Source organism: Rhodoferax potami (assembly GCF_032193805.1).
Taxonomy (GTDB): Bacteria; Pseudomonadota; Gammaproteobacteria; order Burkholderiales; family Burkholderiaceae_C; genus Allorhodoferax; species Allorhodoferax potami_A.
Genome location: NZ_JAVBIK010000001.1, coordinates 2,825,781 through 2,840,528, shown reverse-complemented (window position 1 = coordinate 2,840,528; position 14,748 = coordinate 2,825,781). Strand labels below are relative to the sequence as shown.

The following is a 14,748-nucleotide window of genomic DNA, read 5'->3' as shown; positions in this document are numbered from 1 at the left end:
TCTCCCAATGAGAAAAACGTTTGCGCAAACGTTTGCTACGTTAGCATTTAGGAGCAGAAACGTACTTTGGCGAGGCCATGGGACCTCCAGCGTTCCTTTCTGCTACGCATGAAAAGTTAACAACTCAGAGGAGATAGACCATGAAATTGAATCGCCGTACCGTACAAACCACCCTGGCTTTGAGCCTGATGGCGGGTTTTTTGCAGCCCCCGCCCTGGCCGCCGACAAACCCAAGGTCGCCTTGGTGATGAAGTCACTGGCCAATGAATTTTTCCGCACCATGGAAGACGGCGCAAAGGCCCATGCCAAGACCAACGCGGCCAAGTACAGCCTGGTGTCCAACGGCATCAAGAACGAAACCGACACTGCGGCCCAAATCCGCATGATCGAACAAATGATGGCCCAGAAGGTGGACGCGATTGTGATTGCGCCTGCTGATTCCAAGGCCCTGGTGCCCGTGCTCAAGACGGCTATCGATGCGGGCATCTTGGTCGTCAACATCGACAACCAGCTAGACGCTGCTGCCCAAAAAGAAAAGGGCCTCCAAATTCCCTTCGCAGGTCCTGACAACCGTGCCGGCGCCAAGCTGGTGGGCGACTTCCTGGGCAAGGGCCTGAAGGCGGGTGACAAGGTCGGCATCATCGAAGGTGTATCCACCACCTTCAATGCGCAGCAGCGCACCCTGGGCTACCAGGACGCCATGAAGGCTGTGGGCGCCACCGTGGTGGGCGTGCAGTCCGGCAACTGGGAAATCGACAAGGGCAACACCGTGGCGTCCGGCATGCTGCGTGAGCACCCCGACTTGAAGGGCCTGTTGGTCGGCAATGACAACATGGCGCTGGGTGCAGTGGCTGCCGTCAAGGCCGCTGGCAAAGAAGGCCAGGTCAAGGTTGTGGGCTACGACAACATCGGTGCCGTCAAGCCTATGTTGGCCGATGGCCGCATGCTGGCGACTGCCGACCAGTTTGGTGCGAAGCAAGCGGTATTCGGTATCGAAATTGCACTGAAGGCACTGGCCGAGAAGAAAAAGCAAGCCGACATGCCTGCTGCCATCCAGACCGATGTGGTGCTGGTCACCAAAGCCAGCAAGTAAATTGACGGCCCTTTGAGGGCACACCCCGATCGGCACGCGCCAAGGCGCTGGCCGATCGGGGATCCATCGTCACACTTTAAGTACCTCCCATTTCAGCAAGGCACAGCCATGACAGCCCCCGGACTACAAGGCGCTCCCATCTTCACGGTGGAGGGCATCACCAAGCGCTATGCGAGCAATGTGCTCAGCGGGGTGAGCCTAAGCTTGCGTCCCGGCGAGGTGTTGGCGCTGACCGGAGAAAACGGTGCGGGCAAAAGCACCATGTCCAAAATCGTGGCGGGTCTGGTCGATGCCACCGCGGGCACGATGCACTTGGCCGGCCACCGCTTCGCACCCATAAATCGCCGTGAGGCCGAAGCCGCAGGCGTGCGCATGGTGATGCAGGAGCTGAGTCTGGTCTCCACCCTGACAGTGGCAGAAAACCTGTTGATCGACGCCTTGCCGAACCGCGGGCGCTGGTGCGCCCACTGGATTGACCGCAAAGCACTCCACCAAGCGGCCAGCCAGCAGCTGGCAAAAATTGGTATTCAGGGCATTGCGCCCGATTGCCTGGTCTCAGAGCTGGGTATCGGCCAGCAACAAATGGTGGAGATTGCCCGCAACCTCCAGGACGGCACCAAGATTCTGATTCTGGATGAACCCACGGCCATGCTGACGCCGCGGGAAACACAACATTTGTTTGCCCAAATTGAACGCCTCAAGGCGCAGGGCGTGGCCATTATTTATGTATCGCACCGGCTGGAGGAGTTGCGCAAAATTGCCGACACCCTGGCGGTGTTGCGCGATGGGGTGCTGGTCAGAACCTGCCCCATGCACGAGGTAACCGAAGACGACATCATCGCCCTCATGGTAGGGCGGGCCGTGGAGCAGGACATGCAAAAGCCACGGCGCCCCCAAGGGCCCTGTTTGCTCAAGGCCCAAAGCCTGGGGCGCGGCACGGCCGTGAAATCGGTCAGCCTGGATCTGCACGCGGGCGAGGTGTTTGGCCTGGCCGGCTTGGTGGGCAGTGGCCGGACCGAGCTGGTGCGTCTGCTCTTTGGAGCAGACCGCGCGGACACGGGTGACATCACCTTGGCTGCCAATGCCCATAGGCCAGCCCTCCAAGTGCGGGCGCCCGGCTGGCGCTCGCCGCAGGCGGCCATTGCGGCAGGCATTGGTTTGGTGACGGAAGACCGCAAATCACAGGGCCTGTTGCTCACACAGTCAATTGCGGTCAATACCTCGCTAGGAGCATTGAACACCGTGTCTCGCCGGGGGTGGCTGCACCTGTGGAAGGAGCGCACCCTGGCCTCGGACATGGTGAAGCGCCTGCGGGTGCGCAGCCATTCGGTGGACCAAGCGGTGGGCACCTTGAGCGGCGGCAACCAGCAAAAAGTCATTTTTGCGCGCTGGTTGCACAAGAATTGCGAAGTGCTTTTGCTGGACGAACCCACCCGCGGCGTGGATGTGGGCGCACGCGCAGACATTTACGCGGAAATCGAAGCCATGACCCAGGCCCAGAAAGCGGTGCTGATGGTCTCCAGCGATTTGCGGGAGCTGATGCAGATGTGCGACCGCATCGGCGTCATGAGCCATGGGCGCTTGGTCACCGTGCTGGAGCGCGGCCAATGGAGCGAGAAGTCGCTGCTCGATGCTGCCTTCAGCGAGACCGGAGCGGATACCCCAGAAGCCGCCGTCTGCGCCTAACGAGCGCCAACCCCTCACCCCCTACCCCCTCACGATATGACAACCGCCTCCACTCCTCCAAACACTGCGACTTCGCGCAGCGCCATGGGCACCTACCTGGGCCTGTGTGCCGTGCTGATCGGCATGGTGATTTTGTTCTCCACCCTGAGTGACTATTTCTGGAGCAAGGCCACTTTTGTGGCGATTGCCAACGAGATTCCGGCCCTGTTGGTGATGTCCATCGGCATGACGTTTGTGTTGATCATTGCCGGCATCGATTTGTCTGTGGGCTCGGTGCTGGCGCTGTCTGCAGCGGCCACCGCCAATGCCATTCTGGTGTGGCACTGGGGCCCCTTGCCTGCGTCTGCATTGGGCTTACTGGTGGGGCTGACCTGCGGCGCGGTCACCGGGCTGATCTCGGTGGCGTGGCGCTTGCCGTCGTTTATCGTTTCCTTGGGCATGCTCGAAGCCGTACGCGGCGGCGCCTATGTGATGACGGACTCGCGCACCCAGTATGTGGGCGGCGCCATCTCCGAGCTGGCAAAGCCCTGGGTGGCCGGTGTCTCTGCCGCGTTTTTTATTGCGATTGCACTGGTCATCGTGGCGCAAGTGGTGCTGTCGCGCACCGTGTTTGGCCGCTATGTGGTCGGTATTGGCACGAATGAAGAGGCCATGCGCTTGGCAGGCATTAACCCCAGCCCGATCCGGGTGGCCGTGTTTGCCATGACAGGCGTGTTGGCTGGCTTGGCCGGGCTGATGCAAGCCGCTCGCCTGGAGGCGGCGGACCCGAACGCCGGTTCGGGCATTGAGCTGCAAGTGATTGCGTCGGTAGTGATCGGCGGCACCAGCCTGATGGGTGGGCGTGGCTCGGTCATCAGCACCTTGTTTGGCGTACTCATCATTGCGGTGCTGGAAGCCGGTTTGGCGCAGGTGGGTGTCAGCGACCCCAGCAAGCGCATCGTGACAGGCTGCGTCATTGTGGTGGCCGTTATTATTGACACGCTACGTCAGCGCCGTTCCTCCAGCCACTAGAGCAAGCCCACCACCATGTCGTCCATCAAAGACGTGGCCCGCAGGGCCAACGTGTCCATCAGCACCGTTTCGCATGTGGTGAATGGCACCCGCTTTGTCAGCGAGTCCGCACGCAAGCAGGTGGAAGAAGCCATCCGCAATTTGGGCTATGTGCCCAGCGCCGTGGCCCGCAGCCTGAAAAGCAACTCCACCAAAACACTGGGCATGTTGATTCCCAACTGCACCAACCCCTACTTTGCAGAAATTGTGCGCAGTGTGGAGGACCATTGTTTTGGCGCAGGCTACACCCTGATTCTGTGCAACACCGATGACGAGCCACACCGGCAAAGCGTGTATCTGCAAGTGCTGAGCGAGAAGCGGATCGACGGGCTCATCATCATCTCCACCGGCAACGACAGCGAGTTGCTGGCTTTGGTACAAGGGCTGACGATCCCGGCCGTGCTGCTCGACCGCGAAATCAGCCATGTGCAATGCGACCTGGTTGAAACTGCGCACATGCAAGGCGCCATGCTGGCCACCGAACACCTGCTGGCCTTAGGGCACACGCGGATCGCGTGTATCGCGGGTCCTGAGGACCTGAACTCCAGCGCACAGCGTATTCAAGGCTGGCGCAATGCGCTTGCCAAAGCCGGCGCTGCAGCAGACGCCGATCAGCTGGTCTGGCACAGTGACTTCACCAGCCAGGGCGGCTGTGACACCATGAAACAGGTGCTCCAGTCCCCGGTCAAGCCGACCGCTGTGTTTGTGTGTAACGACCTGATGGGCATTGGTGCCCTGAGTGCCGCGCATGAAGCCGGCGTCCGTATTCCGCAAGACATGTCGCTGGTCGGCTTCGACGATATAGAGTTGGCCCATTTCACCAGCCCCGCACTCACCACCGTCGTGCAACCCAAGCACCGCATGGGTGTCATGGCGGTGGACATGCTGCTCGAGCGCATCCAAAGCAAACGGGAGCAATCGCGGCAAGTCTTGTTGCAGCCAACGCTGGTGGTGCGCGCTTCGTCCGGGCCGGCACCGCGGACCCCGCAGAGGGTGGCGTAATGCAGGTCGATATGCAAAGTGAGCCCCCGATCGTCGTCTGCCTAGGGAGCCTGAACATGGACATGTGTGTCGATGTGAGCGACGCGCCTGTGGCCGGTGAAACCGTCATGGCCCATGCGCTGCGCTACTCCCCCGGGGGCAAAGGCGCCAACCAAGCCGTGGCGTGTGCCCGGCAAGGCGCCCGTGTGCGCATGGTCGGCAGCGTAGGCGCTGATGCCCACGGGATCGCGCTACTGGACAGTTTGCAAGCCGACGGCATCGATACCCTGGCAGTGGAGACCAACCCACACCAGCCCACTGGCGTAGCGCTGGTGCTGGTGGAGGCCTCAGGGCAGAACCGCATTGTGGTGGCGGGTGGCGCCAACCAGGCGTTCCGCTGGAATGCCACGGGCCTTGCGCCTGTCTTGCGTGGCGCTTATGCCTTGGTGCTGCAGCTCGAGTCGCCGGTGCAGGAGGTGCTCAAGGCCGCCCAATGGGCGCGGGCCAGCGGTTGCCTGGTGGTGCTGAATCCCTCGCCGGTGCCAGAAGCGGTGCCCGGAGCCTTGTGGGCGCTGGTGGACCTGCTGGTACTCAACGAGAGCGAGGCGCTCGCCTTGTGCGGGCTGGATGTAGGTGCCAGCCACGATGCCGCAGTGCAAGCCATTCGGCATTTTCAGCAGTGGGGTATCCGCCGGGTGGTGCTGACCTTGGGCGGCGCAGGCGCAATCGCTGCGGACGGTGACGCGGTGACCTACCACCCCGCAGCCCGGGTCGACGTGGTCGACACCACCGCAGCGGGCGATACATTTTTGGGCGCCTTGGTGGCTGCGTGGGCTAGGGGTCTGCAATTTGCGGATTGCGTGCACCAGGGCATGACTGCGGCCAGCTTGTGTGTACAAACTGCGGGCGCGCAAACATCCATCCCTAGCCGGACTCAAACCGAGGTCGCTTTGACTGCGCCCCATTGGCAAAATTTATGAAACGAAGTGTGTTGTTGAATGCAGAGATCTCGATGCTGGTGGCCAGCATGGGACACGGTGACATGGTGGTCGTGGGCGATGCGGGCTTGCCGATTCCGACAGGCCCAGGCGCGCCACAGCGGATTGACTTGGCCTTGTGCCCCGGCGTCCCCTCACTGGACCAAACGCTGACCGCGGTCTTGTCGGAGCTGCAGGTGGAGCACGCCTACATCGCCCACGAAGCCTTGCAGGGTGACGACAAAGCGCTGCCTGTCTGGTGTGCAAACCGTACCGGATTTGATATCCAAACCATCAGCCATGCCGAACTGAAATCGCTCTGCCAACGTGCACGTGCGGTCATTCGCACCGGGGAATGCACGCCCTACGCCAACATGGTGCTGGTGTCGGGCGTGACTTTTTAGCGCACTACAGGCCCGACCTCAGGCCGCACCGATATTCGGAATCAAGCCACCCACAGGCTGACCGTTCTTCAGCGCCGCGGTGAACGCCAGCATGCGGTCAATCGGCAAACGGGCGCGGTCAATCAGTTGGTGATCCACATGGACTTCATTCAGGCCATGCTCCAACACGCGCGCGACGCCGGCCAAGCCATTCATGGCCATCCAGGGGCAATGCGCGCAGCTTTTGCAGGTAGCGCTGTTGCCAGCGGTAGGGGCCTCAATGAAGGTTTTGGTCGGGTTGAGCGTGCGCAGCTTGTGCAGCATGCCGTTGTCAGTGGCCACGATGAAGGTATCGGCGTCCAGCGTCTGCGCGGCCTTGAGGATGGCGCTGGTCGAACCCACGGCGTGGGCCAGGGCCACTACGTCTTGGGGCGACTCGGGGTGCACCAGCACTTTGGCTTTCGGGTGCTCTTGGATCAGCGCTTCCAGCTCAAAAGCCTTGAACTCGTCGTGAACGATACAGGCGCCTTCCCAAAACACCATGTCGGCGCCGGTTTCGCGCTGGATGTAGCCGCCCAAGTGTTTGTCGGGCGCCCACAGAATCTTCTGGCCCTTGTCTTTGAGCGCTTTCACGATGTCCAGCGCACAGCTGCTGGTCACCAGCCAATCGGCACGCGCCTTCACGGCAGCGCTGGTGTTGGCGTAGACCACCACAGTGCGGTCGGGGTGCGCGTCGCAAAACGCGTTGAATTCGCTGATGGGGCAGCCCAGGTCCAGCGAGCAGGTCGCATCCAGGTCGGGCATGAGCACTGTCTTGTGCGGCGACAGAATCTTGCTGGTCTCGCCCATGAACTTCACGCCCGACACCACCAGCGTTTGTGCGCTGTGGTCCCGGCCGAAGCGGGCCATCTCCAGCGAATCGCTCACCAGGCCGCCGGTCTCTTCGGCCAGATCCTGCAAATCAGGGTGCACGTAATAGTGCGACACCATGACCGCGTTCTTTTCTTTCAGCAGGCGCTTGATCTTGTCTTTGAGCGCGGTGCGCTCCATCGGGGTGGGCTCCACAGGCACACGGGCCCAGGCATGCTTGGTGGAGCAGGCCGGTTGCTCGTACTCCACGTCGATCACATCACTGGCGCTCATCACAGGTCCTCAAATCGCATGGAGAAGTCGGTGGCCTTGACGTCTTTGGTCAGCGCGCCGATGGAGATGCGGTCCACACCGGTAGAGGCAATCGCCCGCACCGTATCCAGGTTCACACCGCCGGAGACTTCCAAAATAGCGCGTCCGGCATTGATGGCTACCGCCTGCATCAATTGAGCCAGCGTCATGTTGTCCAGCAGCACCATCTTGGCGCCGCAGTCGAGCGCTTCGCGCAGTTGCTCCAACGTTTCGACCTCCACCTCAATGAACTTGGCAGTGGCGGCGAATTGGGTAGCGCGTTGCAGCGCGGCGGTCACGCCACCGGCGGCGGCGATGTGGTTTTCTTTGATCAGCACCGCGTCGTGCAGGCCGATGCGGTGGTTGGTACCGCCACCCGTTTTAACGGCGTATTTCTGCGCTAGCCGCAGGCCGGGAATGGTCTTGCGGGTGTCCACGATGGCAGCACGATTACCGGGCACTTCATTCACTGCTTCCACAAAGGTGGAAGTTTTAGTGGCCACCGCGCTCAGCAGCTGCAAAAAGTTCAACGCGGTGCGCTCAGCTGTCAGCAAGGCTTGGGCGTTGCCCTCAATCTCCAGCAACACTTGGTCTTGCTGGCAGCGTTGGCCTTCGCGCACATGCCAGATGAGGGCGGCCGACGGATCCAGCGCCCGCACGGCTGCAGTGGCCCAGGGCTCGCCGCAAATGACGGCCGACTCGCGGGCCAACACCCGCGCTCGGGCCCGGCGAGTGGGGTCAATCAAAGAGGCGGTCAGGTCGCCGGCGCCCACGTCTTCAGACAAGGCGCGAGCCACATCAGACTGCGCCAGGGCAGCGATGTCTGCGGAGGAAAGATCAAAAGTGCTCATACACCGAAGGATAACCGGCCACCCTTGCGCTAGATGGTCAGGGGGACAAGCGTGCCAAAATGCCACCCCTTCGCACTCGGCCTTTTGGAAAACCTGCATGACTCCCCGATTTAATGCCCTTTTCGCTGCCGCCTCTGTCTTTGGGCATGCCAAAGTTTTCGCCCAAACAGGCCAAACGGGACTTGCCGGCGTGGTGTGGGGCCTGAGTGAACTGCATTGGGCCTTGATCGCGGTCGCGTTTGCTCTGGCCATCGGCTTGGTGGTCCTGCGGGTGCGCCGGCGCAGTGCTCTCAGACTAGCGAGTGCTTACGATATGCAACCCACCATGTTTGCGCACACCATGGTGGTGGAGAGCAGCATGAACCAGCGCACCCTCCCGCAACCATTGGCTCCGCACCCCCACGCGGATCAAGTGTGGACCACCCAGTAAGGGCCGCTCGCCGGAGTCTGGCGTCCCTGCCGTTAAAATGCCGCCATTAAGGATCCCGCCATGAACATCTTCCGCCGCCCCGATTACCGCTCTGAAGCCACCCAGTTCATCGACCAACTCAAGGTCGCCAAACCCACGCTGGAAGCCGAGCAGCGCAAGGGCCGCTCCCTGTTGTGGGACAAAGTCGTGGACCGCATGGCCTGGAAAGGCTTCCGCAGCGCCCAGGTCGCGCAAAAGCCCTACGTCTACCAGACCAAGCACGATTAAGAGTCCAATCAGCCTCTAGCGCACGTTTTATCTGCGCCAGCAGCTCCTGATTTGATAGCAAAATGACAACCGACACCACCGGCGCACCCACCGGAGTCGCCGAACTCGGGCAAATGCCCGAGGTGGTGGACCAAGTGGCGTTGGCGCGCCTGTACGGCGAGCCCTTGTTCGCCATGCCGCAGGACCTCTATATCCCGCCGGATGCGCTGGAGGTGTTTCTGGAGGCCTTCGAAGGGCCGCTGGACTTGTTGCTCTACCTGATCCGCAAACAGAACTTCAACATCCTCGACATTCCGATGTTGAGCGTGACCAAGCAGTACTTGGTCTATGTGGAGCAAATCCGCAAACGTAACTTGGAGCTGGCGGCCGAGTACCTGCTGATGGCAGCCATGCTGATTGAGATCAAATCGCGCATGTTGCTGCCGCCCAAAAAGGTGGCTGAGGGCGAAGAAGCCGAAGACCCGCGAGCGGAATTGGTGCGCCGCTTGCTCGAATACGAGCAAATGAAGCTGGCAGCCGCCCGGCTGAACGCGATACCGCAATACGGACGGGATTTTTTAAAAGCCAACGTCTACATCGAGCAGAGCCTCAAACCCCGCTTTCCGGATGTGGGAGTGGAGGAGCTGCAAAGCGCTTGGCGCGACATCTTGAAGCGGGCCAAGCTGGTGCAGCACCACAAGATCAGCCGCGAAGAGCTCTCGGTGCGCGAGCACATGAGCATCGTGCTCAAAAAGCTGCAGGGTCAGCGTTTCGTTGGCTTCGAAGACTTGTTTGACACGACCCAAGGCACGCCGGTGCTGGTGGTGACCTTCATCGCCCTGCTGGAGCTGGCGAAAGAAACCCTGATCGAAATCACCCAGGCGGAGGCCTTCGCGCCGATCTATGTGCGCCTGGCCTATGCACCTACCTGAACGGGGCTCTCTATTTCAGGGCTCGCAACTGCGGTTAGTATTCGCCCCACTTTCGCCAAACCCTCGGCAAGCCCGATTTGTAATCCCGATTTTTGGAGTCCCCCATGGCCCTGAACCCGACCGGTGAACAAGCCTCTAGCGCAACCAACGCGACTCCCTACGGCACGCTGCCCCCTGCGTCAGCGCCGTCCACACGCAAGCCCATCAGTTTGCCCCGCATCCAAGAGATGCACACCCGGGGTGAAAAAATCACCATGCTGACCGCCTACGACGCCACCTTTGCGGCAGTGGCGGATGCGGCAGGTGTGGAGTGCATTTTGGTAGGTGACTCCCTCGGCATGGTCTGCCAAGGACGCCACAGCACCGTGGGCGTCACCCTCGAAGACATGGCCTACCACACCGAGAGCGTGGCCCGCGGCCTGCGCCGTGCCCAAGGCACCGCATGGCTGATTGGCGACTTGCCCTTCGGCAGCTACCAGGAATCCAAAGAGCAAGCCATCCGCAGTGCCAGCGTGCTCATGCAGGCAGGCGCGCACATGGTCAAGCTCGAAGGCGGTGGCTGGACTACCGAGGTAGTGCAGTTCTTGGTGCAGCGCGGCATCCCGGTGTGTGCCCATTTGGGCCTGACGCCGCAGACCGTGCACGCCCTCGGCGGCTACCGAGTGCAAGGTCGCGGTGATGCGGCTGCCGACATCATGAAAAAGCAGGCCCACGAACTGCAAGACGCGGGTGCCAGCATGGTGGTGCTAGAGATGGTGCCAGCCCCCTTGTCTGCCGAGCTGACCCGCGAATTGCCGCACTGCGCCACGATCGGTATCGGAGCCGGCAAAGGCACCGCCGGTCAAGTGCTGGTGCTGCACGACATGCTGGGGGTGAACCTGGGCAAAAACCCGAAGTTCGTGCGTAACTTCATGCTGGAAGCCACCAGTATCCGTGGAGCCATGGAAGCCTATGTGGCCGCAGTCAAAAACGGCAGCTTTCCGGACGACGCTGTTCACGCGTGGTGAGAAACGATGCAACTGATTCACACTATTTCTGAGCTACGCGAAGCACTCAGCCAGTACCGTCACCCAGCCGTCGTGCCCACCATGGGCAACTTGCATGCAGGGCACTTGGCCTTGGTGCGCCAGGCCAAGCCGCTGGGCGACGTGACGATTTCCACCATCTTTGTGAACCGGCTGCAATTTGCACCGCACGAGGATTTCGACACCTACCCCCGGACCCTGGAAGCAGATTGCCAACACCTGGAAGCGGCGGGTTGCGATATTGTGTTTGCCCCCAAAGAGAGCGAGCTTTACCCTCAGGCGCAAACATTCAAGGTGCACCCTCCGACTGAGCTGGCAGATATCCTGGAAGGCCACTTCCGCCCCGGTTTTTTCATCGGGGTGTGTACGGTGGTCATGAAGTTGCTGGCAGTCACACAAGCGCGTACCGCCCTGTTCGGCAAAAAAGACTACCAGCAGCTGATGGTGATCCGCAATATGGTCAAGCAGTTCGCTTTGCCGATCGACGTGGTCGGCGGTGAGACCCAGCGTAACGAGGCAGGCTTGGCGCTCTCAAGTCGCAATGGCTACCTGACTCCGGCACAGCGGGAAGAGGCCTTGTTGTTGTCGAGCATCTTGCGCGGCATCGTGAGCGCCGTGCGCTCCGGCGAAACCGACCTCGCGCGGCTGGAAAACGACGGCATGCAATCGCTGCGCGCCGCCGGTTGGATGCCCGACTACGTGGCTGTGCGCCGCCAGTCAGACCTGCAGGCCCCACAGGCAGGCGATGCCAAAGTGGTGCTAGCGGCCGCCCGCTTGGGTAGCACACGCCTCATCGACAACATGGAAATTTGACAAGGGCCTTGGGCTAGCTGCACTGGTGGACTCCAACGCTGTTTGGTCCTTGAGCAAGACCCTCAAGCATTGCGCGCAGAGCATTGAGTTCTCCATGACCGGGTTCCCGGAGCCCACATCTGCCATGTTTCAAAACATGGTTGAAGATGCAACTCCGTTTAGCCAAAAGCGCACTAAGCAAAACGGACTACGAACAGGCGTATACCATGCATTTGACACAGCACCTGTCGGGGTTCAAACGTAAAGCCTGACTCACCACACGCGCGGCAGGGCCACCATGAAAAAAGCCCGAGCTTGCGCCCGGGCAGAAACCTTGGAATGCGTCACAACGGTCCGGTTACCGCACCCAGCTTGATTTGGCAGGCAACATCACAAAAAGCGGTCGAGAATTTTTTTGCCCTGGGCATCCATGGCAAACTGGTCCCGCACTAGGTATTGAATGCCATGTGCGTCGGCGATCAACAAGGCGTTGCCTTTGCCAATCCTGCGGATGTCCTCATCACCCCGCAGCACAAAGTCTGTAGGCCCGCGGTTGGTTTCTACCGACCAAGTGCAGGGCGTTGAAAAGCTGGTCACCGACACGATACGCTCAATCACCGGCATGAATTCACGGGTGGCCAATTCCGCGCGAATCAGGTCTTGTGCGGGTTGTGGAACATCGGCAAGCAGATCCACCCAGCCTACCTCTTTGCCGTCTTGGCTCACGATCGAGATACCGTCCTCGGGCGACTGGATCGGAAAGGCGCGCACGGGCGCCACGCCTTCAAAGCGCTCCCCGGCTTCATTGGTCAGCACCAGCTTGCCAAAAGGGTTGCGCTCCAGCGCAAAGCGGCTGGCGGTCACGGTGTAGAGCGCGCTCATGCGGCCTCCTCAATCAAGTTGTTGCGGGCTTGCGCTTGGTACAGGTTGAAGTACGCACCCTCGGTCGCCATCAGCGCATCATGGGTGCCCTCCTCTACCACCTTGCCGCGATCCAGCACGACCAAGCGGTCCGCACGGTGCAGGGTCGACAAGCGGTGCGCAATCGCAATCGTGGTGCGGCCTTGTACCAGGTTCTCCAGCGCCTTTTGAATCTCTTTCTCGGTCTCTGAGTCCACTGACGAGGTTGCCTCATCAAGGATCAGTATCCGGGGGTCAATCAGCAACGCACGCGCAATCGAGATACGTTGACGCTCGCCGCCGGACAGGCCTTGGCCGCGCTCACCCACCATGGAGTCGTACCCTTGGGGCAAACGCAAAATGAACTCGTGGGCATGGGCCGCCCGAGCTGCTGCGATGATTTGCGCACGGGTCGCATCAGGCTTGCCGTATGCGATGTTGTCGGCAATCGTGCCGAAGAACAAAAATGGCTCTTGCAACACGAGGCCAATGTTCTGGCGGTAGTCCGAAATGGCATACGAGCGGATGTCCACACCGTCCACCAGAATTGCGCCCTCTGATACGTCGTAGAAACGGCAAATCAGATTGACCAGCGTACTTTTGCCGGAACCACTGTGGCCCACGAGACCCACCATTTCTCCGGGGGCGATTTTCAGATTGATGCCGCGGTTGACCTCGCGATTGCCGTAGCGGAAGCCCACATCGCGCACCTCAATGCTGCCCTGGACCTTGCCCATCGGAACCGGGTTCACCGGCTCTGGCACGCTGGATACGTGGTCCAGAATGTCAAAGATTCGTTTGGCTGCAGAAGCTGACTTTTGGGTCACCGACACAATACGGCTCATGGAATCCAAGCGTCCGTAAAAGCGGCTGATGTAGGCAATGAATGCCGTCAAAACGCCCACAGTAATCTCACCCTTGGACACTTGCCAGATACCAAACGCCCACACCACCAGCAGGCCCAGCTCGGTCAAAAACGAAACGCTGGGCGAAAACAGCGACCAGATTTTGTTGATGCGGTCATTGACCACCAAGTTGTGCTTGTTGGCCTCACGGAAGCGGCTGGCTTCGCGGGTCTCTTGCGCAAACGCCTTTACTACCCGGATACCGGGGATGGTGTCGGCCAACACATTGGTCACCTCACCCCACACACGGTCGATTTTCTCGAACCCGGTGCGCAGGCGATCCCGCACAAAGTGGATCATCCAGGCAATGAAAGGGAGCGGCACCAAGGTCACTACCGCCAACCAAGGGTTGATGGAGAAGAGGATGATGGCGGTCATCGTGAGCATGATCACATCGGTCGCGAAGTCCAACAGGTGCAGCGACAAAAACACGCAGATCCGGTCACTTTCGCTGCCGATGCGCGACATCAAATCCCCGGTCCGCTTGCCACCAAAGTATTCGAGCGACAAGCGCAAAAGGTGTTCGTAGGTCGTCGTGCGCAAGTCGGCGCCAATACGCTCCGAGACAAGCGCGAGGATGTACGTCTTGGCCCAACTCAACACCCACGCCAGCAGTGCCGACCCGAGCAAGCCACCCATGTACATGCCCACCAACATCGGATCAATTTTTTGGCCGTTCTGGAACGGGATCAATACGTTGTCCATCAGGGGCATCGTCAGATACGGCGGGACCAGATTGGCCGCAGTGCCCAACAGCGTCAGGAAAAAGCCGAGGAGGAGCTGCCCGCGGTAGGGCCGCGCAAACCGCCACAGGCGAAACAAAGTCCAAGTGCTGGGCGGCGTGTGAACCACTTTTGTACACACCGGGCACTCTTCCTGCTCAGGGTCCAACGGCGCCTTGCAACTCGGGCACACCTGTGTGAGCGCTTGGGCAAGAGGCTTGCCGGACACGGTGCTTTCCAGCTGGGAATGGAATTGATCGACCAAGCGAATCGCCTGCAGGTTCTGCCCCAGGGTAAACCGCCAACTGCCGCGCAACGCGCTGGCGTCCACCAGGTTCAGGTGCCCCACACCAGCATGATCGTGATGCAGCAGTGTCTGGCCGGCCTGCAAGTCCCAACCAGACCAAATCTGCGTTGACCCCTCACAGGCGAGCAACCGCTGGTTGGTGAGCAGCACCAGCCCCTTCACAAAGTGCAGTTGTTGGTCAAGGTCAACCTCCAGCGCAGCCAAGACGTTCTCATGGGGACGGAGTTGTTTTTGAACCGCTTCCCGCCAGGCAGAAGGCAAATCGCCGGATAGCGCAGAAAAAGCAGGGGCTTCGGAAGTCATGGAT

General features: G+C 60.6%; 15 protein-coding genes and 1 pseudogene. 12 read left to right on the top strand and 4 right to left on the bottom strand.

The window, feature by feature from the left end; genetic code table 11:
* The first annotated feature begins 140 nt into the window (after window positions 1–140).
* From RAE19_RS13705 to rbsD, 6 genes and pseudogenes are all read left to right on the top strand, one after another.
* Window positions 141–1,093, top strand: a pseudogene (locus RAE19_RS13705) (sugar ABC transporter substrate-binding protein).
* A 108-nt stretch (window positions 1,094–1,201) separates the two neighbouring features.
* Window positions 1,202–2,779 (top strand): sugar ABC transporter ATP-binding protein, encoded by a 1,578-nt coding sequence (locus RAE19_RS13700; RefSeq protein WP_313875414.1) that lies wholly within the window; start codon window positions 1,202–1,204, stop codon window positions 2,777–2,779.
* Window positions 2,780–2,815: 36 nt separating this feature from the next.
* Window positions 2,816–3,790 carry an ABC transporter permease gene (locus RAE19_RS13695; protein WP_313875413.1) on the top strand — a complete coding sequence of 325 codons (975 nt, stop codon included), beginning with the start codon at window positions 2,816–2,818 and terminating at the stop codon, window positions 3,788–3,790.
* A gap of 15 nt (window positions 3,791–3,805) precedes the next feature.
* Window positions 3,806–4,831 carry a LacI family DNA-binding transcriptional regulator gene (locus tag RAE19_RS13690; RefSeq protein ID WP_313875412.1) on the top strand — a complete coding sequence of 342 codons (1,026 nt, stop codon included), beginning with the start codon at window positions 3,806–3,808 and terminating at the stop codon, window positions 4,829–4,831.
* The gene (locus tag RAE19_RS13685; protein WP_313875411.1) at window positions 4,831–5,790 is read left to right on the top strand and encodes a ribokinase; all 960 of its coding nucleotides are present in this window, start codon (window positions 4,831–4,833) and stop codon (window positions 5,788–5,790) included. Before RAE19_RS13690 ends, RAE19_RS13685 begins: the two co-directional genes overlap by 1 nt.
* On the top strand, window positions 5,787–6,191 hold the full coding sequence (gene rbsD, locus RAE19_RS13680; RefSeq protein WP_313875410.1) for a D-ribose pyranase: 405 nt from the start codon (window positions 5,787–5,789) through the stop codon (window positions 6,189–6,191). The genes RAE19_RS13685 and rbsD overlap by 4 nt, the downstream gene beginning before the upstream one ends.
* Window positions 6,192–6,209: 18 nt before the next feature.
* Here rbsD and nadA read toward each other — a convergent pair whose 3' ends face one another.
* Window positions 6,210–7,313, bottom strand: a complete 1,104-nt coding sequence (gene nadA, locus RAE19_RS13675; protein WP_313875409.1) for a quinolinate synthase NadA — start codon at window positions 7,311–7,313, stop codon at window positions 6,210–6,212.
* Window positions 7,313–8,182 (bottom strand): carboxylating nicotinate-nucleotide diphosphorylase, encoded by an 870-nt coding sequence (gene nadC / locus RAE19_RS13670; protein WP_313875408.1) that lies wholly within the window; start codon window positions 8,180–8,182, stop codon window positions 7,313–7,315. Before nadC ends, nadA begins: the two co-directional genes overlap by 1 nt.
* A 97-nt stretch (window positions 8,183–8,279) precedes the next feature.
* Between nadC and RAE19_RS13665 the strand changes: the two genes are divergently transcribed.
* The 6 genes from RAE19_RS13665 to RAE19_RS19460 all read left to right on the top strand — a co-directional run bounded on the left by RAE19_RS13665 (window position 8,280) and on the right by RAE19_RS19460 (window position 11,872).
* Window positions 8,280–8,612: a hypothetical protein gene (locus RAE19_RS13665; protein WP_313875407.1), complete on the top strand. Its 333-nt coding sequence runs from the start codon at window positions 8,280–8,282 to the stop codon at window positions 8,610–8,612.
* A gap of 60 nt (window positions 8,613–8,672) precedes the next feature.
* Window positions 8,673–8,879, top strand: a complete 207-nt coding sequence (locus tag RAE19_RS13660) for a DUF3460 family protein (RefSeq protein ID WP_313875406.1) — start codon at window positions 8,673–8,675, stop codon at window positions 8,877–8,879.
* A gap of 62 nt (window positions 8,880–8,941) precedes the next feature.
* Complete coding sequence (locus RAE19_RS13655; RefSeq protein WP_313875405.1) at window positions 8,942–9,790, top strand: segregation and condensation protein A; 849 nt, start codon at window positions 8,942–8,944, stop codon at window positions 9,788–9,790.
* A 104-nt stretch (window positions 9,791–9,894) separates the two neighbouring features.
* On the top strand, window positions 9,895–10,797 hold the full coding sequence (panB, locus tag RAE19_RS13650; protein ID WP_313875404.1) for a 3-methyl-2-oxobutanoate hydroxymethyltransferase: 903 nt from the start codon (window positions 9,895–9,897) through the stop codon (window positions 10,795–10,797).
* 6 nt (window positions 10,798–10,803) lie between these two features.
* Window positions 10,804–11,628, top strand: a complete 825-nt coding sequence (gene panC, locus RAE19_RS13645; RefSeq protein WP_313875403.1) for a pantoate--beta-alanine ligase — start codon at window positions 10,804–10,806, stop codon at window positions 11,626–11,628.
* A gap of 25 nt (window positions 11,629–11,653) precedes the next feature.
* Window positions 11,654–11,872, top strand: a complete 219-nt coding sequence (locus RAE19_RS19460; RefSeq protein WP_430962540.1) for a DUF1569 domain-containing protein — start codon at window positions 11,654–11,656, stop codon at window positions 11,870–11,872.
* Between the two features lie 125 nt (window positions 11,873–11,997).
* Here the strand turns inward: RAE19_RS19460 and RAE19_RS13640 are convergent, their stop codons facing one another.
* Both RAE19_RS13640 and RAE19_RS13635 read right to left on the bottom strand, forming a co-directional pair.
* A complete protein-coding gene (locus RAE19_RS13640; protein ID WP_313875402.1) occupies window positions 11,998–12,489 on the bottom strand; it encodes a DUF1854 domain-containing protein in 492 nt (163 codons plus the stop codon).
* Entirely contained in the window at window positions 12,486–14,744 is a 2,259-nt protein-coding gene (locus RAE19_RS13635) for an ABC transporter ATP-binding protein (RefSeq protein WP_313875401.1), read from the bottom strand. Before RAE19_RS13635 ends, RAE19_RS13640 begins: the two co-directional genes overlap by 4 nt.
* Between the last annotated feature and the right edge of the window lie 4 nt (window positions 14,745–14,748).